This is a genomic window from Streptomyces sp. NPDC047072 (assembly GCF_040643855.1).
In the GTDB taxonomy this organism is placed as follows: domain Bacteria; phylum Actinomycetota; class Actinomycetes; order Streptomycetales; family Streptomycetaceae; genus Streptomyces.
Genome location: NZ_JBEYVC010000076.1, coordinates 17,280 through 38,380, shown reverse-complemented (window position 1 = coordinate 38,380; position 21,101 = coordinate 17,280). Strand labels below are relative to the sequence as shown.

Below are 21,101 nucleotides of genomic sequence, written 5' to 3'. Positions count from 1 at the left end.
GCGGGGAACCGCGCACGGTCCGGGAACCGACAGGGCCGCCGCAATCACCTGGATCGCGGCGGCCCTGTCTTTCATGTCAACGCTAGTGAACGTCCCCCATCAGGGACTTGACCTTGCGCCGGTACCTCCACACGGCGAACCCCGCGAGAGCGGCGAGCGCCGCCTCGCCGAAGACCGCCGGCGTCCCGCTGAGGTCGACCCCCGCGATCGCCGGGTTGGACAGCAGGCTCGTGATCGAGTCGCCCGCGGTGACCGCGAGGAACCAGACGCCCATCATCTGGGACGCGTACTTCGCGGGAGCCATCTTCGTCGTCACCGACAACCCCACCGGCGACAGGCACAGCTCACCCACGGTCTGGATGAAGTAGATGCCCACCAGCCACATCGGGCTGACCGCCGTGCCGTTCGCCGCCATGGCGATCGGGATCAGGAAGAAGAAGAACGAGACGCCGACCAGGACCAGGCCCATCGCGAACTTCACGACCGTGCTGGGCTCCTTGCCCCTGCGGTTCAGCCACACCCACAGCCAGGCGAAGACCGGGGCCAACGCCATGACGAACAGCGGGTTCAGCGACTGGTACCACGAGGTCGGGAAGTCGAAGCCGAGCAGCGAGCCGGCCGTCTTCTGGTCGTTCGAGCCGAACGCCTGGACCGTGGACGCGCCCTGGTCGTAGATCATCCAGAACACGGCGGCCGCGACGAAGAACCAGATGTAGCCGGACATCTTCGACTGCTCGGCGACCGACAGCTCCTTGTCCCGCTTGATGCGCAGCAGCACACCCGCCGGGACGACCAGGCCGATGACGGTGAGCGGGATCATCGCCCAGTTCAGCGTGAAGTGACCGGTCCAGCCGACGACGCCGTAGAAGACGGTCGCGGCGATCACCCAGAGCAGGCCCTTGCGCAGCCAGGCGGCGCGCTCCTCGGCGGCGAGCGGCTTCGGGACGACGCTGCTGCGCGGGTTGAGCGTGCGGGTGCCGAGCAGGAACGCGGCCAGTCCGATCGCCATGCCGACCGCGGCCAGACCGAAGCCGAGGTGCCAGCTGATCTCCTGGCCGACGGTGCCGATGGCCAGCGGGGCGAAGAAGGCGCCCGCGTTGATGCCCATGTAGAAGACGGTGAAGCCGCCGTCGCGGCGCGGGTCGTCCGGGCCGTCGTAGAGGTGGCCGACCATCGTGGAGATGTTGGCCTTGAGCAGGCCGGAACCGGCCGCGACCAGGGCCAGGCCCGCGAAGAACGGCGCCTGTCCGCCGGGCACCGCCAGCGTGAGGTGGCCGGCCATGATCGTGACCGCGGCGATGGTGACCGTCTTGCGCGGCCCCCAGACGCGGTCGCCGAGCCAGCCGCCGGGCATGGCGAGGAGATAGACCATCGCCGAGTAGACGGAGACGATCACGGTGGTGGTCGCCGCGTCCATCGCGAGGCCGCCGCCCATGCTGCCCTTGCCGGCGTCGGGTCCGCCGGAGAGCAGGTAGACGGTGAGCAGGGCCTTCATGCCGTAGTAGGAGAACCGCTCCCACATCTCGGTCATGAAGAGGACGGCCAGTCCGAGGGGATGGCCGAGGAAGGTCCTGTCGGTCCCGGGGGTACCCGGGGTCACCGGGTCCTTCGTCAGGCTGGACGCCATCGTGTGTTCCTTGCTGATCGGGTGCGCAAATCACCATACGGCAGGGCAACGACCGAAAAGGAAGGACTTGAGACACGAATCACAGGCGACTGGGGAACCGTACACCCCATTTCCAAGGCTCCTGCGCACTTCAATGATGTAATTCACAGGTTCGCCATAAGGTGCCCAAAGGTAAGAACCGCAGCGTGCCGATCACACTCTTCGTTCTGTCAAGAGCGGTCTACCATCACCTCTATGACCCGTGTACTGCTCGCCGAGGACGATGCGTCCATTTCGGAGCCGCTGGCCCGCGCACTGCGCCGGGAAGGGTATGAGGTCGAGGTGCGGGAGGACGGTCCCACCGCACTCGACGCCGGAATGCAGGGAGGCATCGACCTGGTCGTGCTCGACCTGGGTCTGCCCGGCATGGACGGCCTGGAGGTGGCCCGCAGGCTGCGCGCCGAGGGCCACGCCGTACCGATCCTCATCCTGACCGCGCGCGCCGACGAGGTGGACACCGTCGTCGGACTCGACGCGGGCGCCGACGACTACGTCACCAAGCCCTTCCGGCTCGCCGAGCTGCTCGCCCGGGTCCGGGCGCTGCTGCGGCGCGGTGCCGCCGAGCCCTCGCAGCCGCCGGCCACGCACGGCGTGCGGATCGACGTCGAGTCCCACCGCGCCTGGATGGGCGACGAGGAACTCCAGCTCACCGCCAAGGAGTTCGACCTGCTGCGGGTCCTGGTGCGGGACGCGGGCCGGGTCGTCACCCGCGACCAGCTGATGCGCGAGGTCTGGGACACCACGTGGTGGTCCTCCACCAAGACGCTCGACATGCACATCTCGTGGCTGCGCAAGAAGCTGGGCGACGACGCGGCCAACCCGCGGTACATCGCCACGGTACGAGGCGTGGGCTTCCGCTTCGAGAAGAGCTGAACCCTGGGTATCCGCGGGGTCCCGTCTAGCAGGTAAGAGGACATGCGCCGTCGACTGATCCAGTCCACGCTCGCCGTCGTGCTCGTGGTGATCGCCGTCTTCGGCGTGTCCCTCGTCATCGTCGAGACCCGCACCATCAGCAACAGCGCCCAGGAGCGGGTCGACTCCGAGGCGATCCGGCTGGCCGGGATCGTGGACAGCCGGCTCTTCGCCGCGGAGAACGTGAGCGCCGACATCCTGCGCGACCAGGTCGCGCAGGAACGGTACGCCGTGATCCGCATCCCCGGTCAGGACCCGATCGAGGTCGGCACCAAGCCCTCCGGCGAGGTCATCAGCTCCACCGAGGAGGGCGAGGAGGGCGAGACGGTCACCGTCGAGGAACCGCGCTCCTCGGTGACCCGCGAGGTCGGCCGGACCCTGCTCATCATCGGCCTGGTGGCGCTGCTCGCGGTGATCGCCGCGGTGCTGCTCGCCATCCGGCAGGCCAACAAGCTGGCCTCGCCGCTCACCGACCTCGCGGAGACCGCGGAACGCCTCGGCTCCGGGGACCCGCGGCCCCGCCACAAGCGCTACGGCGTCCCCGAGCTGGACCGGGTCGCCGACGTCCTGGACTCCTCCGCCGAGCGCATCGCCCGCATGCTCACGGCGGAACGGCGGCTGGCCGCGGACGCCTCCCACCAGCTGCGTACGCCGCTGACCGCGCTGTCCATGCGGCTGGAGGAGATCACCCTCACCGACGACCCGGACACGGTGAAGGAGGAGGCGAACGTCGCGCTCACGCAGGTGGAGCGGTTGACGGACGTCGTCGAGCGGCTCCTGACGAACTCCCGCGATCCACGCGCCGGCAACGCCGTCACCTTCGAGCTCGACGAGGTCATCCAGCAGCAGCTCGCGGAGTGGCGGCCGGCCTATCGCAGTGCGGGGCGGGCGATCGTCAGCTCCGGGAAGCGGCATCTGACGGCGGTCGGGACGCCGGGGGCTGTCGCCCAGGTCCTGGCCGCGCTGATCGAGAACTCCCTCATGCACGGTGGGGGGACCGTGGCACTGCGGACCCGGGTCACCGGGAATCAGGCGGTCATCGAGGTCACGGACGAGGGGCCCGGGGTGCCTGCGGATCTCGGGGCGCGGATTTTCGAGCGGACCATCAGTGGCCGTAACTCCACCGGTATCGGTCTTGCCGTCGCCCGGGATCTTGCCGAGGCCGATGGGGGGCGGTTGGAGATGTTGCAGGCCCAGCCGCCGGTCTTCGGGTTGTTCCTGTCCAGGACGCCGGTGAAGAAGGCGGCCGTGTTGGAAGACGACGAGCCTACGGTTCGGTAGTCGGGTGCGGGCCGGTGGGGGCTGGTCGCGCAGTTCCCCGCGCCCCTAAAAAATTCAGCTCACCCTTTGCTTTGACGGCGACCTCGGCTTCGTCACCGCCGCCTGCTCCGCCTCCGCCTCCTTCACGAAGGACTCGGCGCTGGCCACCGCCTCCTTCGCCGGCAGGGTCTTGAAGACCCACGTGCGGTACGACCAGAAGCGGAACAGGGTCGCTATGCCGATGCCGACGAACTTGAAGACGTTGCTCTGGATCGGGCTGTCCCAGCCGAAGCCGTACGTGGCGGCGTAGAGCAGGCCGTTCTCGATGACCAGGCCGACCGCGCTGAACAGCAGGAACAGCGTCAGTTCCTTGGTGCGGCCGCTCTTGTCGCGGTCGCGGTACGTGAAGTACCGGAAGCCGATGTAGTTGAAGACGATCGCCACGATCGTGGCCACGATGCTCGCGCGGACCACCGGCAGCTCGGTCAGATGCCGGACGAGATTGAAGACGGCGAGGTTGACGAGGAGACCCGCTCCGCCGACCGCCCCGAACTTCGCGGCCTCGCGGATGATCCTGCGCAGCGCTGAGGAACCATGTCCCATGGTCGTACAGGCCCCCGGTCGGTTGGCGTCGGTCGACGGATCCGTCAACTCAGCCATGCTAACCACCCCCCTTGTCGGTTGCCTGTGGATGGGCTCACAGAGCGGGAAACAAGCTGGTAAGAGGACCGGTAAGAGGAGCGGAATCCGGCCGCTCCGGCGCGGCCGATACTCTTGGGGCGTGACGTTCCCGGTAGTCGGCATGGTCGGCGGGGGGCAGCTCGCTCGTATGACACACGAGGCGGGCATCCCGCTCGGCATCCGTTTCAAGCTTCTCAGTGACACCCCCCAGGACTCCGCGGCGCAGGTCGTGAGCGATGTCGTCATCGGCGACTACCGCGATCTCGACACGCTGCGTGACTTCGCGCGGGGGTGCGATGTGATCACTTTCGATCATGAACACGTTCCCACCGAGCACCTCCGTGCGCTGGAGGCGGACGGCATCCCGGTCCGCCCGGGGCCCGACGCGCTCGTGCACGCCCAGGACAAGGGCGTGATGCGCGCGCGGCTCTCGGAGATCGGTGTGCCGTGCCCCCGGCACCGGATCGTGAGCGATCCGGCGGACGTCGCCGCGTTCGCGGCCGAGGGGGACGGGTTCCCCGTCGTGCTGAAAACAGTCCGCGGCGGCTACGACGGCAAGGGCGTGTGGGTCGTCGACTCCGCCGAGGAGGCCGCCGACCCCTTCCGGGCCGGTGTGCCCGTCCTCGCCGAGGAGAAGGTCGACTACGTCCGCGAACTGGCCGCCAACGTCGTCCGCTCGCCGCACGGCCAGGCCGTCGCCTACCCGGTCGTGGAGTCCCAGCAGGTCAACGGCGTCTGCGACACGGTCATCGCGCCCGCCCCGGACCTGGACGAGTCCCTCGCCCTGCGGGCCGAGGAGATGGCCCTGTCGATCGCCAAGGAACTGGACGTCGTCGGCCACCTCGCCGTCGAGCTGTTCCAGACCCGAGACGGCCGCATCCTCGTCAACGAACTCGCGATGCGCCCGCACAACTCGGGCCACTGGTCGATGGACGGCGCGATCACCTCGCAGTTCGCCAACCACGTCCGGGCCGTCCTCGACCTCCCGCTCGGCGACCCGCGCCCCCGCGCGAAGTGGACCGTCATGGTCAACGTCCTCGGCGGCGACTTCCCCGACATGTACTCCGCGTACCTGCACTGCATGGCCCGCGACCCCAAGCTGAAGATCCACATGTACGGCAAGGACGTGAAGCCCGGCCGCAAGGTCGGCCACGTCAACACCTACGGCGACGACCTGGACGACGTTCTCGACCGCGCACGTCACGCAGCCGGCTACCTGAGAGGCACGATCACAGAATGAGCCCCGTTGTAGGCATCGTCATGGGGTCGGACTCCGACTGGCCCGTCATGGAGGCCGCCGCGCAGGCCCTCGACGAGTTCGAGGTCGCGTACGAGGTCGACGTGGTCTCCGCGCACCGGATGCCGCGCGAGATGATCGCGTACGGCGAGCAGGCGGCGGAGCGCGGACTGAAGGTGATCATCGCCGGGGCCGGGGGCGCCGCCCACCTCCCGGGCATGCTCGCCTCCGTCACCCCCCTCCCCGTCATCGGCGTTCCGGTCCCGCTGAAGTACCTCGACGGCATGGACTCGCTGCTGTCCATCGTGCAGATGCCGGCCGGCGTCCCGGTCGCGACCGTCTCCGTCGCCGGGGCCCGCAACGCGGGGCTGCTCGCGGCCAGGATCCTCGCCACCCAGGACGACGAGCTCCTCGGCCGGATGAAGGACTTCCAGCAGGAGCTGAACGACCAGGCGACCGACAAGGGCAAGCGGCTGCGCGCCAAGGTCGAGGGGGCCGGGAACGGCGGCTTCGGCTTCGGGAAGTGACGGCCGTGAGCGCACTGGAGACCGCCCGGGAACTGCTCGCCGAGTTCCCGGTCGTCGACGGGCACAACGACCTGCCCTGGGCACTGCGCCAGCAGGTCCGCTACGACCTCGACGCCCGGGACATCGCCGTCGACCAGAGCGCCCATCTGCACACCGACCTGGCCCGGCTGCGGGCCGGTGGCGTAGGCGCGCAGTACTGGTCGGTGTACGTCCGCTCGGACCTGCCCGACGCGGTGCCGGCGACCCTGGAGCAGATCGACTGCGTACGGCAGTTGCAGGCGCGGTACGCCGACACCCTCCGGCCCGCGCTGACCGCCGCCGACATGGAGGCGGCGCGCGCGGAGGGCCGTATCGCCTCTCTCATGGGGGCCGAGGGCGGGCACTCGATCGCCAACTCCCTTGCGACGCTACGCGCGTTGTACACGCTCGGGGTGCGTTATATGACGCTCACCCACAACGACAACAACGACTGGGCGGACTCCGCGACCGACGAACCCGGTGTCGGCGGCCTGTCGGCCTTCGGCCGTGAGGTGGTGCGGGAGATGAACCGCGAGGGCATGCTCGTGGACCTCTCGCACGTGGCGGCGACGACCATGCGGGACGCCCTGGACACCTCCACGGCGCCGGTGATCTTCTCGCACTCCTCGTCCCGGGCGGTGTGCGACCACCCGCGCAACATCCCGGACGACGTCCTGGAACGCCTGCCGGCCAACGGCGGCATGGCGATGGTGACGTTCGTGCCGAAGTTCGTGCTCCAGGCCGCCGTCGACTGGACGGCCGCGGCCGACGAGAACATGCGCGCGCACGGCTTCCACCACCTGGAGACCACGCCCGAGGCGATGAAGGTGCACCGCGCCTTCGAGGAGCGCACCCCGCGCCCGGCCGCCACGGTCGCGACCGTCGCCGACCACCTGGACCACATGCGCGAGGTGGCGGGCATCGACCACCTGGGCATCGGCGGCGACTACGACGGCACGGCCTTCACCCCCGACGGCCTCACCGACGTCTCCGGCTACCCCAACCTCATCGCCGAACTCCTGGACCGCGGCTGGTCGAGGCCCGACCTCGCCAAGCTGACCTGGCGGAACGCGGTACGGGTGCTGGGCGCGGCGGAGGACGTGGCCCGGGATCTTCAGGCGACGCGGGGGCCGTCGAACGCGACGCTGGAGTCGCTGGACGGCTGACGGACCCGGACCGATCTTGGCCGATGCACTGCGCATGGGCGGTGGGCGGGAGGGTGGGCGAGGAGGTTCCCTGTTGAACGTCCGCCGTCATGGGTAGACCTTCCACAGGGTCCAGGACGTGGCATCTCCATGGAGGAGAGGGGGCGGCGTTGGCTGGGGGTCGAGATGCGGTCGTGTGGTGGAAGAGCAGCTACACCGGGGACGGCGAGGGCAATTGCTGTGAGATCGCAGTGTCGTCCGGTCAGGTGCGGGTGCGTGATTCCAAGTGTCCGGAGTCGGCCATGTTGTCCTTCGCCCCTGCTTCCTGGCGCTCGGCACTGCCGATGTTCTTGACCTCGTACGGCGCCGAGCAGGACCATGGGTGACTCGGATCCAGCCGGACGGACGATGAACGCTCAGCATGTTGGACAGTCGAAGACCAGGGAGCCCGGTGTTCTCGGGTACTGCCTGGTGGCTGGCGTGTTCGCCTCCGCCGCCGGGGCGGCGGCGTCCTTGCTGGGGGGAAGCCCGTGGGTACGGTTGGCGACCTGGCTGACGGTACTGGTTGCAGTGGCCGCCGCCGCGGGGTGGTGGTGGGCGCAGTCACCAGCTAAGGCCCGTCGATGGACGATCGGTCTTCTGGCGCCGCCGGCAGCGAAGGACGCACCGAGTCGAAGAGTCTGATGAAGCTCCGCACGAGTACCGGCCCGCTTCCCACACTGCCGATCCAGCAGATTTCCGGGGCCACGCCCATCCTGATGCCGGCATAGGCCACCAGGGCGGAGGACGCGGAGAAGAACAGCAGCAATGCCGCGATGGTGCGCAGGACACGTAGGACGTCGTCCACGTGCGCGTGCCGACGCCGCATGTTGTTGTCGGCCACCGTCCTGTGCAGCAGGAGGAAGCGAGCACAGGCGTCCCGGCCGCCGAGCGCGGCCCGAACGAGGGCCGCGCTCCGCGGGGCGCGACCGAACCCTGGTTCCGGGACAGCAGGACGCACGGAGTCACCTCGCGTGCTCGCGGCATCCGGCCCGGAGCCGCGACGCCCGTTCCTGCTGTTGTCCGTCCTCATGGCTTCCCCCGGGCCTGATGGCGCGCCGTACGCGTCAGGTGTGCTGCAACTGTTCGATGAGTTCGTCGAGCATCCTCAAGGTGTCCTCCTCACTGAGGGCTTTGCTCCGCAGATCTTCGAAGCACTCCTGGTAACGGGCGACGATCGCGCGGTCGTCGCGAACCGTGTCCACGCTTCCCGGGCCGGCCTTGTAGAGCACGTCCTCGTCGTCCTTGAAGCCCAGGAGGAAGAAGCTTCCGTCCAGGCTGTCGTGGGCCCCCGCCGTGAAGGGAAGCACCCGTAGGGTGGCCTTGTGCTCAGTGGTCAGCTCCTTGAGGAACTCCAGCTGACGGCGCATGACAGAGGGCCCTCCCAGCTGACGGCGCACGGCCGCCTCGTCGAGGATCATCTCCAGATCGGGTCCGTCCTCCTGGAGGGCCCGTTCCTGCCGGGCCATGCGGAGGTCCAGACGGCGCTGGATGCTGGCGGGCGTGCGGCCGCCCTCGAAGATGGCGGTGATGTAGTCCGCAGTCTGGAGGAGCCCGGGAATGAGGCTCGGGTGGTAACCCCGGATGTTGGTCGCCGCGCTCTCGTAGCCCAGGTACTGGGTGAACGGCGGGCTGATGACGTCGTTGTACTCGGTCCACCAGGACTGGCCCTTGCTGCCGCGGGCAGCTTCTTCCAAGTCGGTGACGACGTCCTGGTCTTCGACCCTGTATTCCCGGAGCAGCGCGCGAAGATCCGTGACCGACAGGCTGACGGTGCCCGCCTCGATGCGGATGATCTTCGACAGCGACCACTCCAGTGCCTCCGCGGCCTCCCGCTGGGTCAGTCCGCGTTTGTCGCGGGCCGCCTTGAGGGCCAGGCGTAGCTTGCGGCGGTTCAGGCTCGGGTCGACGGCCGTGGGCATGATGCTCCTCTTCTGGTGACGGTCGATGGTGGGAAGACGCCAGTCCTCCACATCGGAAATCGCCACGAGCGAGGCGGCGTTACTGAATTGCTGCCGCCTCTTCGCCGGGTGCGTCAAGCTGAGCGCGCACCGATACCGTCAATCGGGTGATTACCCAAAAGACACATGGCTAATCGCTCCGGTCTAGAGTAGGCCGCAAATATCGCTGCTTGATGATGGTGTGGGAGGGGAAAATGTGCTTGTGGTGAGTGATTGGCGACAGAGCTTGTTTGAGGAGCGGGAGTCTTCGGGTCCTGCATGATCTGACGAAGACGCACGAGGTGATGTACGGCAGCCGTACCCCGAACGCCCCGTCCACCAGGAAGCCCCCCGCACCCCGTGCGACGGTGACCGTACTGCGATCACGACGTAGATCACGACGTACGGAGCCCGCCATGGCAGACCTCCAGGACGAACTGCACACCACGGCCGAGGTCGGCGGACTCGACGACCTCGCCGACCCCTTCGAGGCGGCCCCGCAGCCGTACGCCCCCGTCTCCGACCCCGGCACCACTCCCCTGGAACGCGCCCACGCCATCCTCGCCGCGCACCCCGTCGCCGACGGCTACAGCGGACTGCCCTGGGCCCTCAGGCACCTGCCCTGGTTCGACCTGGAACTCGGCGAGAGCGCCGTCGACACCGACGTGCCGCGGCTGCGCGAGGGACACGTCGGCGCCCTGCTGTGGTCGCTGCACCTGCCCGAGGGCCTCGACGGGGACCGCGCCGTCGGCGCCACCATGGAACAGCTCGACCTGGTCAAGACCGTCGTCCGCAACCACCCCGAGGGCCTGCGCCTGGTCTGCACCGCGGGCCAGACCACCGACGCCCGCAACTGCGGCCGCATCGCCGTCCTCCTCGGCCCCGCGGGCGCCGCCGCGCTCGGCGACTCCCTCGGCATCCTGCGCTCCCTGCACGCCCTCGGCCTGCGCGCCCTCACCCTCTCCGGCGCGACCTGGGCGAGCGAGGCGGGGCTGACCCGGTTCGGCGAGGAGGTGCTGCGCGAGATGAACCGCCTCGGCGTCCTCGCCGACCTCTCCGGCGCCTCCGAGGACACCGCCCGCCGCGCGCTCGCGGTCTCCAAGGCGCCGGTGCTCTTCACCCGCTCCGCCGCCCGCGCCCTACGGCCCCACCCGGCCAACCTCCCCGACGAGCTGCTCGCCGAGATGGGCGCCGCCAAGGGGCTGTGCATGGTGCCGCTGACCGCCGAGCAGACCGGGCCGACGGTCCGGGACGTGGCCGACCACCTCGACCACGTCCGCGAGGTCGCCGGCGCCGAGTGCGTGGGCCTGTCCGGCACGTACGACGCGGGCACCGCGCATCCGCAGGAGCTGCGGGACGCCTCCTGCTACCCGCACCTCGTCGCCGAACTGCTCCGCCGCGGCTGGAGCGAGGAGGACCTCGCGCTGCTGACCTGGGGCAACGTCCAGCGGGTGCTGCGCGGCGCGGACTTCACGGCACGGGCGGCACAGCAGCGGCGGGAGCCGTCCACGGCGAAGATCGCGGAGCTGGACGGCTGACGGTCTCGGCTCACGGGATGGGGTCGATCCGGCAGAGGCAGAAGGGATGCCCCGCCGGATCGGCGTACACCCGGAAGTCCTTCTTCTCGTAGTCCTCCCGGTCCAGCACCCGCGCCCCCAGCGCCAGCACCTTCTCCTCCGCCGCGTCGATCTCCTCCCAGGTGGTCCCGCCGTCGAGGTCGATGTGGAACTGCTGGGAGTTGCGGTCCGCCCGCGGCCACTCCGGCGGGGTGAAGCCCTCGGCGCGCTGGAAGGCGAGCCGCGGCCCGTCCGGGACACGCAGCACGACCCAGTCGTCGTCCTCCCGCTCCGGGCTGCCCCCGCAGACCTGGGCGTAGAAGGCGGCGAGCGCGCGCGGATCGGGGCAGTCGAGCACGACGGAACGGAAACGGGCGACGGTCACGGCGGACCCTCCAGGTGTCGGCGGGCACAGAGCTTTCAGCAGGCGCAGAGACAGAACGGGTGCCCCGCCGGGTCGGCGTACACACGCCAGGAGCGCGAGCGGTCGTCCGTGTCCAGCGCCTTCGCGCCGAGCGCCAGCACCTCCTTCTCCGCCGCGTCCAGGTCCTCGACGGTCAGGTCCAGATGGAACTGCTGCGAGGCATCCGGCGCGGGCCACTTCGGCGGTACGAATCCGGCGGCGGCCTGGAAGGCGAGCGCCTTGCCGTCGGCGGTCGTGAGGTCCGCCCACCCGTCCTGCGCCTCGACGGTGCCGCCCAGCACCCGCGCGTAGAACCCGGCCAGCTCACCGGGGTCGGGACAGTCCAGGACGACGGCACCCAGCTTGGCGAGAGCCATGACTTCCTCCCGTTACCTGTAGAAGCACTCAACGAGTAACTGCGTTACCGCATACTCCCGCACTGGAGGTAACGTCGCAAGGGAAATCACAAGCTAGGTAGCGTGCACCCATGAGTGAGCGATCGCCCGCGCCCGGGGGCCTGGCCCTGGTCCAGTCCCTGGTCAACACGCTTGACCTGGAGTCGGGCGCGGACGCGCTGGCCACACCGGAGGGCCGCGCCCGCTTCGGCCTCACGCAGGAGGACCTTCCGGCCGCGCTGGAACTCCGCGAGTCCCTGCGAGCCACCCTGCTGGCCCACGCGGGCCACGCCCCGCACCGCGAGGTCGCGCCGCTGGGAGAGCTGCTGGCGGGGGCGCCGCTGATCGTGAGCGTCGAGCCCACGGACGGCTCGGCCACCCTGACCCCGCTGACCGGTGCCCCTCTCCTCTCCCGCGTGGCCGCAGCGGTCGCCACGTCCCTGATCGAGGGCACCTGGACCCGCCTCAAGTCCTGCGAGGCCAAGGACTGCCACTGGGCGTACTACGACCGCAGCCCGGCGGGAAGGGGCCGCTGGTGCTCGATGCAGGTCTGCGGGGCGAGGGCGAAGATGCGCCGCTACAGAGCGAAGAGTTAGTGGTCCCACCTAGGGGCGCGGGGAACTGCGCGACCAGCCACAACGGACCCGCAGCCGCCCGCCAACCCTAAGAGGCACCCCCCTGCCGCGCCCGAGACCCCACCAGCAGCAGACACAACACGGCAACCCCCGCGACGATCCCGGTCAACACCAGCAACGGATCCAAGGGCCGAACAGCGGACGCCGTGGTCTGCGTGGCCGCCTGCGGTACGACGACCGGCGAAACCGCGGGAGCCGGCGTGGGCGTGGCCGTAGGCGTCGGCGTAGCCACCGGCATCTCCATGCCCGGCATCGACCGCACCGCACTCGGCGTCGGCGTCCGCTGAGGACTCGGTACAGCCGCCGCCCGGCTCCGCGCCGGCTCCACCGGCACCCGCGACGGCGTCGGTGCAGCCACCACCGCCGCCCGCACCACGATCCCCGCCGTCATGTCCGGATGGACCGTGCAGTAGTACCCGTACGACCCGGCCGCCGTGAACGTGAAACTCCAGCTCTGCCCCTTGCTCAACATGGGCGAGTGGATGGCGACCGGCCCCGACGTGGTCTTCACGTCGTGCGGCGCGGTGTCGTGGTTCGTCCAGGTCACCGTCGCCCCCGCGGGCACACTGAGCGACGCCGGCGAGAACGCGTACCCGTGCATGGACACGCTGTAGGACGCCGAGGACGCCTGCCCGGCAGGCAGCAGCCAGACGAAGAGCAGAACAAGCACCGCGGCCCCTCGCAACGCCTTCATGCGAACTCCCCCGCGACCAGCAGCCGAAGCCGCGTGGCCGGCAGCCGGAACGGCAGCCGGAACCCGGTGGCCCGCCGCAGCAGCCGGTAGGGCAGAAGGGCCGTGCCCACGGCGAGAAGGCGGTCCTCGGTCCGGTCGACGATCCGCAGCCGCAACAGGACCGGGAACGGGGAGTCGTCGAGGGTGAGGTCACCGGTGAGCTGAAGACGGTCGCCGGGCGCTACGACATCCACCCGGTCGGAGACGAACGCGGCGCGGAAGGCACCCCCGTCGAACACGAGGCGGTACGTCTCCGCGCTGTCGTCCGACACCTCCCGCACCGCCTCGACAAGGGCGACACGACGGCGCCGTACAGGCAACGGCCCGTACCAAGCGGTGAGTTCGGCGAACGGGCGGGGCGGCGAAACGGTGGGCAGGGTGACGGTTGTCATCCCGAACTCCTTGGCAGGCGGTTCCCGAAATGTGGCGGCGGTGTGGAGAATGGGCCATGGACGCCGTTCCGGCCGACTGAGCCTCGGCCGGAACGGCGTCCACCCCCGCGTCAGCAGCTGGTGGTGAGGAAGTCCGTGGTGGGCGTGAGCAGGTGCTCGGCCCAGACGGTGTGCATCTTCACGTAGCTGTCGGGGTTCAGCAGATCGGTGACCTGCTGCCCGAGCGACTCCTCCAGGTGTGCCGAGTAGATGTGCTGGAGCAGCACGGTGAGGGTGTCGTCGGCCACCGAACTCCCGCCGTCCACCGCCGGCTTGAGGATGCTCTCGATCCACACGGTGTGCATCTTGAGGTACGAGTCGAGCGCCAGCGCGTCCTGCACCTGCTGCCCCGGCGACTCCTCCAGGTGGGCCGAGTAGAGGTGCTGGAGGATCGGCAGCAGCACGTTCTTGACGCTGGTGCACTGCTCGCCGGAACCGCCGTCACCGGTACCGCCCGTGGCCGTCGGCGTGGGAGTCGGGGAGGCCGTAGGAGCGGTCGTCGGAGTGGCCGTGGGCGTCGCCGTAGGACCGGTCGTGGGGGTCGGGGTCGGCGTCGCGGTCGGGGTGGGCGCAGGGGTCGTACCGCCGCCGCCACCGCCCGAGGCCGCGACGACCTTCACGGAGGACACCATGTCCGGGTGCACCGCGCAGTAGTACTCGTAGGTGCCCACCTTGGTGAAGGTGTACGACCACGAGTCGCCCTGCTGGAGCGTCCCCGAGTCGAAGGCGACCGGGGCCTTGGTGGTGGTCACCGTGTGCGGCGCGCTGTCGTGGTTGGTCCACTGCACGGTCTGGCCGACCTCGACGACGAGCTGCTTCCCGTCGCCGAACTTGTAGCCCATGATGTCGACTTGGTAGTCCGGCGTGGCGGCGGCCTTCATCGCGGCAGCGGCGGCAGCGGGCGCCTGAGCCGCGCCCGCGGCCTGCTGCGAGGCCGTCGTGGAGCCCGTGGCCGCGCTCAGCAGCCCGAGTCCGAGTACGGCGGCGAGCGCCGCGCCGAGGCCGGCGAACAGCAGGGACCGGTTCGCGGCCGGCGACTTGCTGCGCCGCCCACCGGTCTCGTCTTTGCTTCTCACTACAACTCCTTCTGTATTTCCGGGAGTTCAGCGGCCGGGATCGGCCGTGACCAGCAGACTCGTCACGGCGAGCACGACGAGGACCAGCCCCGTCTCGACCGCGACCGAGTAACCGAAGGGCCGCACGGTGGCGGCGTCGCCGCGCAGCAGCACGGCGAGATCGAGGCGGGTGCGCACCCACTGGCGGCTCGCGTACGCGGCCACCAGGACGCCCCCGAGGACGGCCGTCTTGACCAGCAGCAGATGCCCGTACGACGTGTGCAGCAGGGCGTCGTACGACCCCACGACCTGCCACGCGAGCACCAGCCCGGCGCCGACGATGCCGGTGACGCTCACCGCCGCGAGCTTCGAGTAACCCGGCACCACCGCGGCCAGCTCCGCGGCCCGCCGGCGCGGCAGCACCGCCAGTGCCAGCATCGCGAGCCCGCCGATCCACAGCGCGGCCCCGAGCAGGTGCACGAAGTCGGCGACGGCGCCCCAAGTGGGCTCGCTGCCCTCGGAGTTGTGGCCCGTCATGCCGGTGGTGCGCAGCAGTCCGAAGGAGACCGCGAGGGCGCCGGCCCGCCACCCGGGCGAGCGCGCCCCGCCCTGGAGCAGCGCGGCGAGCACCACGGCCGCGAGCACCCACATCAGCGCGCGGCAGGCGAGCACGATGCCGGGCTGGGTGGCCAGGAGGTCCGCGTACGTCGCCGGGCGCAGCGCGTCGCGCGGGCCGCCGAAGGAGACGTAGGCGCCCTGGAGGCCGATCGTCGCCACGGTCGCGAGCAGTCCGCCGGTCCAGGCCAGCCCGAGCAGCAGCCGGGCGCGCGGTTCGGCCGCCCCGTCCGGCCACAGCAGCGTGAGGAAGGCGAGTCCGCCGACGAACAGGGCGAGCGCGAGGTAGCCGGTCCAGCGGGCGGCGACGAGACCCTTGCGCACCGAGGGGGAAGGCGCGGGAGCGGTGGCCTTGTCGCCGCCGGTCGAGGAAGTCCCCGCGGCGGCCTGGGACTTGGGGGCGACTGCGAAGGCGATCCGCCCGGAGGAGGCGTGCCCGTCCGCCTCGTCCACGACGGACCACACGAGCGCGAACCGCCCGTCCGCCGGATTGCCGAGCGCGACCTGTACGACGTTCTTCCGCGCCGTCCGCGACACCGGCAGCCGGTCCCCGTCCACCGTCAGCACACGTACGGAGGCCAGGTCGACGGCCTCGTCGAAGGTGAGCGTGAGCCGCTCGGGCGCCTTCGCCAACCGCGCCCCGTCCTTGGGCGAGGAACTCACCAACTCGGTGTGGGCGGCGGCGGGTTGAGCGACGGCGAGCAGAGCGCAGACGAGGGCGGCGAGCAGCACCAGGACACGCTTCACGGGGTCGCCTCCGGCTGCGGGGAGGGGGCGAGGAGTCCGCCCAGGAGGCTGGAGGCGGGCGCGAGGCCGACGCAGGGGGAGGGCTCCGGGGACGGGCTCGCGGTCGAGCCGTTCAGGAGGCCGAAGACGGGATCGGTGACGGCGGAGAGGAGCGGTTGGACGAGGCTGACCTCGCCGGTCGCGCAGGCGTCGGTGGGGGACGGCGTCGGGGTGGGTGTCCCGGCGGGCGGCGCCGGGGACGTCGTATGGCCGGAGTGACCGCCGTCGCCCGGGGTGGTGGGCAGGGTGCCGGTGCCACCGGTGACCGCGCCTTGGCTGCCGGTGCCGTACCCACCGGTGCTGTACCCGCCCGTCGCGTATCCGCCGGTGCCGTATCCGGCATCCGCGCCGACCCCGCCGTACGACGGCAACTCACCGCTGCCCGAAGGTACTTGGCCCGTCGCCGTCCCGGGCGTGGCCGCCGGCGGAGTCGTGGTCGCGGGCGTCGCGGCCGGGGGCGTCGCGGCCTCGGCGGTGCCGGCGGGGGCGCCGATGCCCGACGCGTACCCCAGCACGATCACCACCGCCGCCACGAGCGCCCCGGCGACCACCTCGTCGCGGTGGTCGCGCGGAACCTCCGCCCTGCGGAACAAGGGCATGACTCACTCCTGACATGCTCAGGTCAATTCGACCGTAGAGTGCGGCGAATGACGAACAGTGGAGTGGAGGGCGGATTCCGCGTCACTACGCGGTGGTTAACCGATCGTTGCCTACCTCTCCTTTACAGGTGCTTGGGCTGTGAGAACGGTCAATTCGTCACCGTGCTCGAATGCAAATCGAACTCGTCTTGTGGATTCCAGGGAAGCCTGCATATGCCGATCACGGCCGCCGCCTCCTCGGGGTGCTCCACGAGCCACGCGGAGAGGTGCTCACGGACGATCTCCTCGACACCTTCACGCACCTCGCCGCCGCCGAGCCGGCCCCTCGTGGCGCCCTCGAACTCGGGCGTGTCCAGCCGCACCGCCACGACCGACGTCAGACCCCTGCCGATCTGTCCGGGACCGAAGTCGGGGTCGTCGGCCGTCAGCAGCCCGCGCGATCGCCCGTACGAGGTGAGCGCGGCCGCCAGCCCGGCCCGGAAGCCGGCGACATGCGTGCCGCCCTCCGTGGTGGCCCGGCTGTTGGCGAAGGACCGCATCCGCTCGTCGTCCGCGTCGCTCCAGCGCAGCGCCACCTCCACGATGCCCGCCATCCGCGGATCCTCCCGCTCGACGTGGACGACGTCCGCGTGCACGGGACTCCCCGCCCCCCTTTCGAGCAGTGCCACGAAGTCCCGTGTCCCGCCAGGGAATCGGAACCGGCACGCCCGGGACTCGCCCGGGGTGCGCTCGTCGGTCAGGGAGAGCTCCAGGCCGGGGTTGAGCAGGGCGAGTTCCCTGAGGCGCTGCTCCAGAGCTTCGTAGGAGCACTCCGTCGTCGCGAAGATCTCGTCGTCGGGCCGGAAGAAGAAGGTGGTGCCGGTGCCGGTCGCGGGCCCTGCGGTCACAGGCGGACCTGCGGCGACTCCCCGCGCGTACTCCTGGACCCACCGCTCCCCGCCCCGCCGTACCTCGACCGTCAGCCGGCTCGACAGGGCGTTGACGACGAAGAGCCAGTTGTTGAAGAAGGGTGTCGCGTCCACGACGTGACGGCCACCGACGTACTTCTCGGCCCCCCAACGGCTCAGCACGGCCTCAAGGGTGGGCTCACCGGAGTGCCCGGCGGCCTCCACGGGGATGCCCGACCCACCGTCGACGACCCGCACGCCGTCGGGCCTGAGCGTGACGTCCACGGAGCCGGAGCCCGCGGCCAGAACATCGTTCACCGCACGGTCGACGACGGCGAACACCATGTGCCGCACACCGCGCTCACCGGTCGACCCGACCCACATCCCGGGCCGCTTCCGCACGGCCGCAAGCCCCTCCAGCACCTCGATCCGACTGCCGTCATAACGCACGCCTTCATGACTCACAGAGTCCCCCTCCGAAGGAGTTCAACAGAGGACTCCACCCTAGGAGAAAACGAGAGAAACACCAGGTCAGACCACATTCGCCGAACCCCTGACAGCCCCGGACAACGCCCCCCGGCCGCCCCCCGACCCCATCAGTCGCCCCCGCCCCCCGCAGCCCGCCCGACCCCCCGCCACCGCCCCGTACGCCCCCGCCCCGCGCACCCCGAGCCCCCCGGATCGAGAAATCTCACCCCGGGTCTCCACCCGCGCCGTCCCCCCCCCCGCGGCCTCCGAAGGGATTGGTGCGTTTGTCCCGCCAAGACCCATCAGAAAGCGCTTGCAGCCGGGACATCTGCACCAATCACTCCGCGACCCGGCCCTGGCCCCGGTCGCTTAGGCCGTCGGGCGGCCCATCGCCCGGTACGTCCAGCCGGCCTTGCGCCACAGGGTCGGGTCCAGGGCGTTGCGGCCGTCCAGGATCAGCTTCGTCGCCGCTGCCTCGCCGAGGGCTGCCGGGTCCAGGTCGCGGAACTCTCGCCACTCCGTCAGGTGGAGTACGACATCCGCGCCGCGGACCGCGTCCACGGCCGTGTCGGCGTAGCCGAGGGTCGGGAAGAGGCGGCGGGCGTTGGCCATGCCCTTGGGGTCGTAGACGGTGACCTGGCCGCCCTGGAGGTGGATCTGGCCGGCGACGTTGAGGGCGGGGGAGTCGCGGACGTCGTCCGAGTCGGGCTTGAAGGTGGCGCCGAGCACCGCGACCCGCTTGCCGAGGAACGACCCGCCGCCCAGCGCCTGCCGGGCCAGCTCCACCATCTGGCCGCGCTGGCGCATGTTGATCGAGTCGATCTCGCGGAGGAAGGTGAGGGCCTGGTCGGCGCCCAGCTCGCCCGCCCGGGCCATGAACGCCCGGATGTCCTTGGGCAGACAGCCGCCGCCGAAGCCGATCCCGGCGCGCAGGAACTTCTTCCCGATCCGGTCGTCGTACCCGATCGCCTCCGCGAGCCGGGCCACGTCGCCGCCCGAGGCCTCGCACATCTCCGCCATCGCGTTGATGAAGGAGATCTTGGTCGCCAGGAAGGAGTTCGCGGAGGTCTTCACCAGCTCGGCGGTCGGGAAGTCCGTCACCACGAAGGGTGTGCCCTCCGAGAGCGGGGTCCTGTACACCTCGCGCAGCAGCTTCTCCGCGCGCTCGCTGCGCACGCCCACCACGATGCGGTCCGGGTGGAGGGTGTCGTCCACCGCGAACCCCTCCCGCAGGAACTCCGGGTTCCAGGCCAGCTCGGCGCCCTCGCCGGCGGGGGAGTTCTCGACGAGGTAGCGGGCGAGTCGGTCCGCGGAGCCGACCGGCACCGTCGACTTGCCGACGACGAGGGCCGGGCGGTCCAGGTGCGGGGCGAGAGAGGCGATCGCGGAGTCGACGTACGACATGTCGCAGGCGTACTCGCCGTGCCGCTGCGGGGTGTTCACGCAGACGAAGTGCACGTCACCGAAGGCGCCGACCTCCGCGAAGTCCATGGTGAAGCGGAGCCGGCCGGTGGAGCCCTCGATGCCGGCGACGTGCTTGCGCAGCAGGTCCTCCAGGCCGGGCTCGTACATCGGGACCTCGCCCCGCTGGAGCATCTCGATCTTCTCGGGCACGACATCGAGCCCCAGCACCTCGAACCCGAGCTCGGCCATGGCCGCGGCGTGCGTGGCGCCGAGATAGCCGGTGCCGATCACGGTGATCTTGAGGCTCATGAGGTCTCCAGAGGGGTCTGCGGTCATGCGGTGCCCGAGCATAGTCGGGCCCTGCGACGGGCAGTTTTCCCCCTGTCGCCAAGCTCACGTATCACTGCCGTGGGCAGGCCCCTAAACTTTGAGTTACTTAACGGTAATTAGCGCAGGCAACGCAGCGTCCTTGGAGCGTGAGAGACCTTGGCCGGATCGGCTGACTTCGACCTGTACCGCCCGTCCGAGGAGCACGACATGCTCCGGGACGCCATCCGTGCCCTGACGGAGGCGAAGATCGCGCCGTACGCCGCCGCGGTCGACGAGGAGGCGCGCTTCCCGCAGGAGGCGCTGGACGCCCTGGTTGCGAACGACCTGCACGCCGTGCACGTCCCCGAGGAGTACGGCGGCGCGGGCGCCGACGCGCTCGCCACGGTCATCGTGATCGAGGAGGTGGCGCGCGCCTGCGTCTCGTCCTCCCTGATCCCCGCGGTGAACAAGCTGGGCTCGCTCCCGGTCATCCTCTCCGGCTCCGAGGACCTGAAGAAGAAGTACCTCTCGCCGCTCGCCAAGGGCGACGGCATGTTCTCGTACGCCCTCTCCGAGCCGGACGCCGGCTCCGACGCGGCCGGCATGAAGACCAAGGCGGTCCGCGACGGCGACTTCTGGGTCCTCAACGGCGTGAAGCGCTGGATCACCAACGCGGGCGTGAGCGAGTACTACACCGTGATGGCCGTGACCGACCTCACGAAGCGCTCCAAGGGCATCTCCGCGTTCGTCGTCGAGAAGTCCGACGAGGGCGTCTCCTTCGGTGCCCCCGAGAAGAAGCTCGGGATCAAGGGCTCCCCGACCCGCGAGGTCTACTTCGACAACGTCCGCATCCCGGCCGACCGCATGATCGGCGAGGAGGGCACGGGCTTCGCTACGGCGATGAAGACCCTGGACCACACCCGCATCACGATCGCGGCCCAGGCTCTCGGTGTCGCCCAGGGCGCGCTGGACTACGCCAAGGGGTACGTCCAGGAGCGCAAGCAGTTCGGCAAGGCGATCGCCGACTTCCAGGGCATCCAGTTCATGCTCGCGGACATGGCGATGAAGATCGCCGCGGCCCGCTCGCTGACGTACCAGGCGGCGGCCGCCTCCGAGCGCGGCGACAAGGACCTCACCTTCCAGGGCGCGGCCGCCAAGTGCTTCGCCTCGGACGTGGCGATGGAGGTCACCACGGACGCCGTCCAGCTCCTCGGCGGCTACGGCTACACCCGCGACTACCCGGTCGAGCGCATGATGCGCGACGCCAAGATCACCCAGATCTACGAGGGCACGAACCAGGTCCAGCGCATCGTGATGGCGCGCAACCTGCCGTAAACAGGACGTCGAAGAAGCCCCGGCCCGCGCGGACCGGGGCTTTTTCACGTCGGGGGAGGATCAGA

The 21,101-nt window shown here is 70.2% G+C and carries 22 protein-coding genes; 9 read left to right on the top strand and 13 right to left on the bottom strand.

Annotated features, from left to right (window positions below):
* Positions 1–82: 82 nt before the first annotated feature.
* Positions 83–1,627 (bottom strand): oligopeptide:H+ symporter, encoded by a 1,545-nt coding sequence (locus ABZ896_RS28590; RefSeq protein ID WP_360935171.1) that lies wholly within the window; start codon positions 1,625–1,627, stop codon positions 83–85.
* A gap of 234 nt (positions 1,628–1,861) precedes the next feature.
* Between ABZ896_RS28590 and ABZ896_RS28585 the strand changes: the two genes are divergently transcribed.
* Together ABZ896_RS28585 and ABZ896_RS28580 are read left to right on the top strand one after the other, a co-directional pair.
* A complete protein-coding gene (locus ABZ896_RS28585; RefSeq protein WP_360935168.1) occupies positions 1,862–2,539 on the top strand; it encodes a response regulator transcription factor in 678 nt (225 codons plus the stop codon).
* 42 nt (positions 2,540–2,581) lie between these two features.
* Positions 2,582–3,859: an ATP-binding protein gene (locus ABZ896_RS28580; RefSeq protein WP_360935165.1), complete on the top strand. Its 1,278-nt coding sequence runs from the start codon at positions 2,582–2,584 to the stop codon at positions 3,857–3,859.
* 54 nt (positions 3,860–3,913) lie between these two features.
* On the opposite strand, the gene ABZ896_RS28575 is transcribed toward ABZ896_RS28580, so the two are convergent.
* Positions 3,914–4,441 carry a GtrA family protein gene (locus ABZ896_RS28575; RefSeq protein WP_360935195.1) on the bottom strand — a complete coding sequence of 176 codons (528 nt, stop codon included), beginning with the start codon at positions 4,439–4,441 and terminating at the stop codon, positions 3,914–3,916.
* A gap of 178 nt (positions 4,442–4,619) precedes the next feature.
* Between ABZ896_RS28575 and ABZ896_RS28570 the strand changes: the two genes are divergently transcribed.
* From ABZ896_RS28570 to ABZ896_RS28555, 4 genes are all read left to right on the top strand, one after another.
* Entirely contained in the window at positions 4,620–5,759 is a 1,140-nt protein-coding gene (locus ABZ896_RS28570) for a 5-(carboxyamino)imidazole ribonucleotide synthase (RefSeq protein ID WP_360935162.1), read from the top strand.
* The gene (gene purE, locus ABZ896_RS28565; RefSeq protein ID WP_360935159.1) at positions 5,756–6,283 is read left to right on the top strand and encodes a 5-(carboxyamino)imidazole ribonucleotide mutase; all 528 of its coding nucleotides are present in this window, start codon (positions 5,756–5,758) and stop codon (positions 6,281–6,283) included. The genes ABZ896_RS28570 and purE overlap by 4 nt, the downstream gene beginning before the upstream one ends.
* Positions 6,280–7,467 carry a dipeptidase gene (locus tag ABZ896_RS28560; RefSeq protein WP_360935156.1) on the top strand — a complete coding sequence of 396 codons (1,188 nt, stop codon included), beginning with the start codon at positions 6,280–6,282 and terminating at the stop codon, positions 7,465–7,467. The genes purE and ABZ896_RS28560 overlap by 4 nt, the downstream gene beginning before the upstream one ends.
* Before the next feature lie 89 nt (positions 7,468–7,556).
* Positions 7,557–7,832, top strand: a complete 276-nt coding sequence (locus tag ABZ896_RS28555; RefSeq protein WP_360935153.1) for a DUF397 domain-containing protein — start codon at positions 7,557–7,559, stop codon at positions 7,830–7,832.
* A gap of 224 nt (positions 7,833–8,056) precedes the next feature.
* Here the strand turns inward: ABZ896_RS28555 and ABZ896_RS28550 are convergent, their stop codons facing one another.
* Both ABZ896_RS28550 and ABZ896_RS28545 read right to left on the bottom strand, forming a co-directional pair.
* Positions 8,057–8,329, bottom strand: a complete 273-nt coding sequence (locus ABZ896_RS28550; protein ID WP_360935150.1) for a hypothetical protein — start codon at positions 8,327–8,329, stop codon at positions 8,057–8,059.
* Between the two features lie 223 nt (positions 8,330–8,552).
* Entirely contained in the window at positions 8,553–9,407 is an 855-nt protein-coding gene (locus tag ABZ896_RS28545; protein ID WP_360935147.1) for a helix-turn-helix transcriptional regulator, read from the bottom strand.
* 434 nt (positions 9,408–9,841) lie between these two features.
* Here ABZ896_RS28545 and ABZ896_RS28540 point away from each other — a divergent pair, with 434 nt between their 5' ends.
* Positions 9,842–10,963: a dipeptidase gene (locus ABZ896_RS28540; protein WP_360935144.1), complete on the top strand. Its 1,122-nt coding sequence runs from the start codon at positions 9,842–9,844 to the stop codon at positions 10,961–10,963.
* A 10-nt stretch (positions 10,964–10,973) separates the two neighbouring features.
* Here ABZ896_RS28540 and ABZ896_RS28535 read toward each other — a convergent pair whose 3' ends face one another.
* Positions 10,974–11,366 carry a VOC family protein gene (locus ABZ896_RS28535; RefSeq protein WP_360935141.1) on the bottom strand — a complete coding sequence of 131 codons (393 nt, stop codon included), beginning with the start codon at positions 11,364–11,366 and terminating at the stop codon, positions 10,974–10,976.
* A gap of 35 nt (positions 11,367–11,401) precedes the next feature.
* Positions 11,402–11,761 (bottom strand): VOC family protein, encoded by a 360-nt coding sequence (locus tag ABZ896_RS28530; protein WP_360935138.1) that lies wholly within the window; start codon positions 11,759–11,761, stop codon positions 11,402–11,404.
* Between the two features lie 110 nt (positions 11,762–11,871).
* Between ABZ896_RS28530 and ABZ896_RS28525 the strand changes: the two genes are divergently transcribed.
* Positions 11,872–12,375, top strand: coding sequence for a CGNR zinc finger domain-containing protein (locus tag ABZ896_RS28525; RefSeq protein ID WP_360935135.1), 504 nt, complete (start codon positions 11,872–11,874; stop codon positions 12,373–12,375).
* A gap of 67 nt (positions 12,376–12,442) precedes the next feature.
* On the opposite strand, the gene ABZ896_RS28520 is transcribed toward ABZ896_RS28525, so the two are convergent.
* From ABZ896_RS28520 to ABZ896_RS28490, 7 genes are all read right to left on the bottom strand, one after another.
* Positions 12,443–13,108, bottom strand: a complete 666-nt coding sequence (locus ABZ896_RS28520; RefSeq protein WP_360935132.1) for a plastocyanin/azurin family copper-binding protein — start codon at positions 13,106–13,108, stop codon at positions 12,443–12,445.
* Positions 13,105–13,539, bottom strand: a complete 435-nt coding sequence (locus ABZ896_RS28515) for a hypothetical protein (protein WP_360935129.1) — start codon at positions 13,537–13,539, stop codon at positions 13,105–13,107. The genes ABZ896_RS28520 and ABZ896_RS28515 overlap by 4 nt, the downstream gene beginning before the upstream one ends.
* Before the next feature lie 110 nt (positions 13,540–13,649).
* Positions 13,650–14,654 carry a plastocyanin/azurin family copper-binding protein gene (locus ABZ896_RS28510; protein WP_360935126.1) on the bottom strand — a complete coding sequence of 335 codons (1,005 nt, stop codon included), beginning with the start codon at positions 14,652–14,654 and terminating at the stop codon, positions 13,650–13,652.
* Positions 14,655–14,681: 27 nt separating this feature from the next.
* Positions 14,682–15,995: a copper resistance protein CopC gene (locus ABZ896_RS28505; protein ID WP_360935123.1), complete on the bottom strand. Its 1,314-nt coding sequence runs from the start codon at positions 15,993–15,995 to the stop codon at positions 14,682–14,684.
* Positions 15,992–16,633 (bottom strand): hypothetical protein, encoded by a 642-nt coding sequence (locus ABZ896_RS28500; protein ID WP_360935120.1) that lies wholly within the window; start codon positions 16,631–16,633, stop codon positions 15,992–15,994. The genes ABZ896_RS28505 and ABZ896_RS28500 overlap by 4 nt, the downstream gene beginning before the upstream one ends.
* Before the next feature lie 149 nt (positions 16,634–16,782).
* A complete protein-coding gene (locus tag ABZ896_RS28495) occupies positions 16,783–17,985 on the bottom strand; it encodes a DNA gyrase subunit B (RefSeq protein ID WP_360935117.1) in 1,203 nt (400 codons plus the stop codon).
* A gap of 372 nt (positions 17,986–18,357) precedes the next feature.
* Positions 18,358–19,701 carry a UDP-glucose/GDP-mannose dehydrogenase family protein gene (locus ABZ896_RS28490; protein WP_360935114.1) on the bottom strand — a complete coding sequence of 448 codons (1,344 nt, stop codon included), beginning with the start codon at positions 19,699–19,701 and terminating at the stop codon, positions 18,358–18,360.
* A 177-nt stretch (positions 19,702–19,878) separates the two neighbouring features.
* On the opposite strand from ABZ896_RS28490, the gene ABZ896_RS28485 reads away from it, so the two are divergent.
* On the top strand, positions 19,879–21,036 hold the full coding sequence (locus tag ABZ896_RS28485) for an acyl-CoA dehydrogenase family protein (RefSeq protein WP_360935111.1): 1,158 nt from the start codon (positions 19,879–19,881) through the stop codon (positions 21,034–21,036).
* Positions 21,037–21,101 lie beyond the last annotated feature (65 nt).

Coding starts and splice junctions, on each gene's coding strand:
- ABZ896_RS28575 (WP_360935195.1), bottom strand. CDS start 4,441: ATGGGACATGGTTCCTCAGCGCTGCGCAGGATCATCCGCGAGGCCGCG.
- ABZ896_RS28530 (WP_360935138.1), bottom strand. CDS start 11,761: ATGGCTCTCGCCAAGCTGGGTGCCGTCGTCCTGGACTGTCCCGACCCC.
- ABZ896_RS28500 (WP_360935120.1), bottom strand. CDS start 16,633: ATGCCCTTGTTCCGCAGGGCGGAGGTTCCGCGCGACCACCGCGACGAG.
- ABZ896_RS28490 (WP_360935114.1), bottom strand. CDS start 19,701: ATGAGCCTCAAGATCACCGTGATCGGCACCGGCTATCTCGGCGCCACG.
- ABZ896_RS28515 (WP_360935129.1), bottom strand. CDS start 13,539: ATGACAACCGTCACCCTGCCCACCGTTTCGCCGCCCCGCCCGTTCGCC.
- ABZ896_RS28545 (WP_360935147.1), bottom strand. CDS start 9,407: ATGCCCACGGCCGTCGACCCGAGCCTGAACCGCCGCAAGCTACGCCTG.
- ABZ896_RS28555 (WP_360935153.1), top strand. CDS start 7,557: ATGGGTAGACCTTCCACAGGGTCCAGGACGTGGCATCTCCATGGAGGA.
- ABZ896_RS28525 (WP_360935135.1), top strand. CDS start 11,872: ATGAGTGAGCGATCGCCCGCGCCCGGGGGCCTGGCCCTGGTCCAGTCC.
- ABZ896_RS28590 (WP_360935171.1), bottom strand. CDS start 1,627: ATGGCGTCCAGCCTGACGAAGGACCCGGTGACCCCGGGTACCCCCGGG.
- ABZ896_RS28585 (WP_360935168.1), top strand. CDS start 1,862: ATGACCCGTGTACTGCTCGCCGAGGACGATGCGTCCATTTCGGAGCCG.
- ABZ896_RS28520 (WP_360935132.1), bottom strand. CDS start 13,108: ATGAAGGCGTTGCGAGGGGCCGCGGTGCTTGTTCTGCTCTTCGTCTGG.
- purE (WP_360935159.1), top strand. CDS start 5,756: ATGAGCCCCGTTGTAGGCATCGTCATGGGGTCGGACTCCGACTGGCCC.
- ABZ896_RS28580 (WP_360935165.1), top strand. CDS start 2,582: ATGCGCCGTCGACTGATCCAGTCCACGCTCGCCGTCGTGCTCGTGGTG.
- ABZ896_RS28540 (WP_360935144.1), top strand. CDS start 9,842: ATGGCAGACCTCCAGGACGAACTGCACACCACGGCCGAGGTCGGCGGA.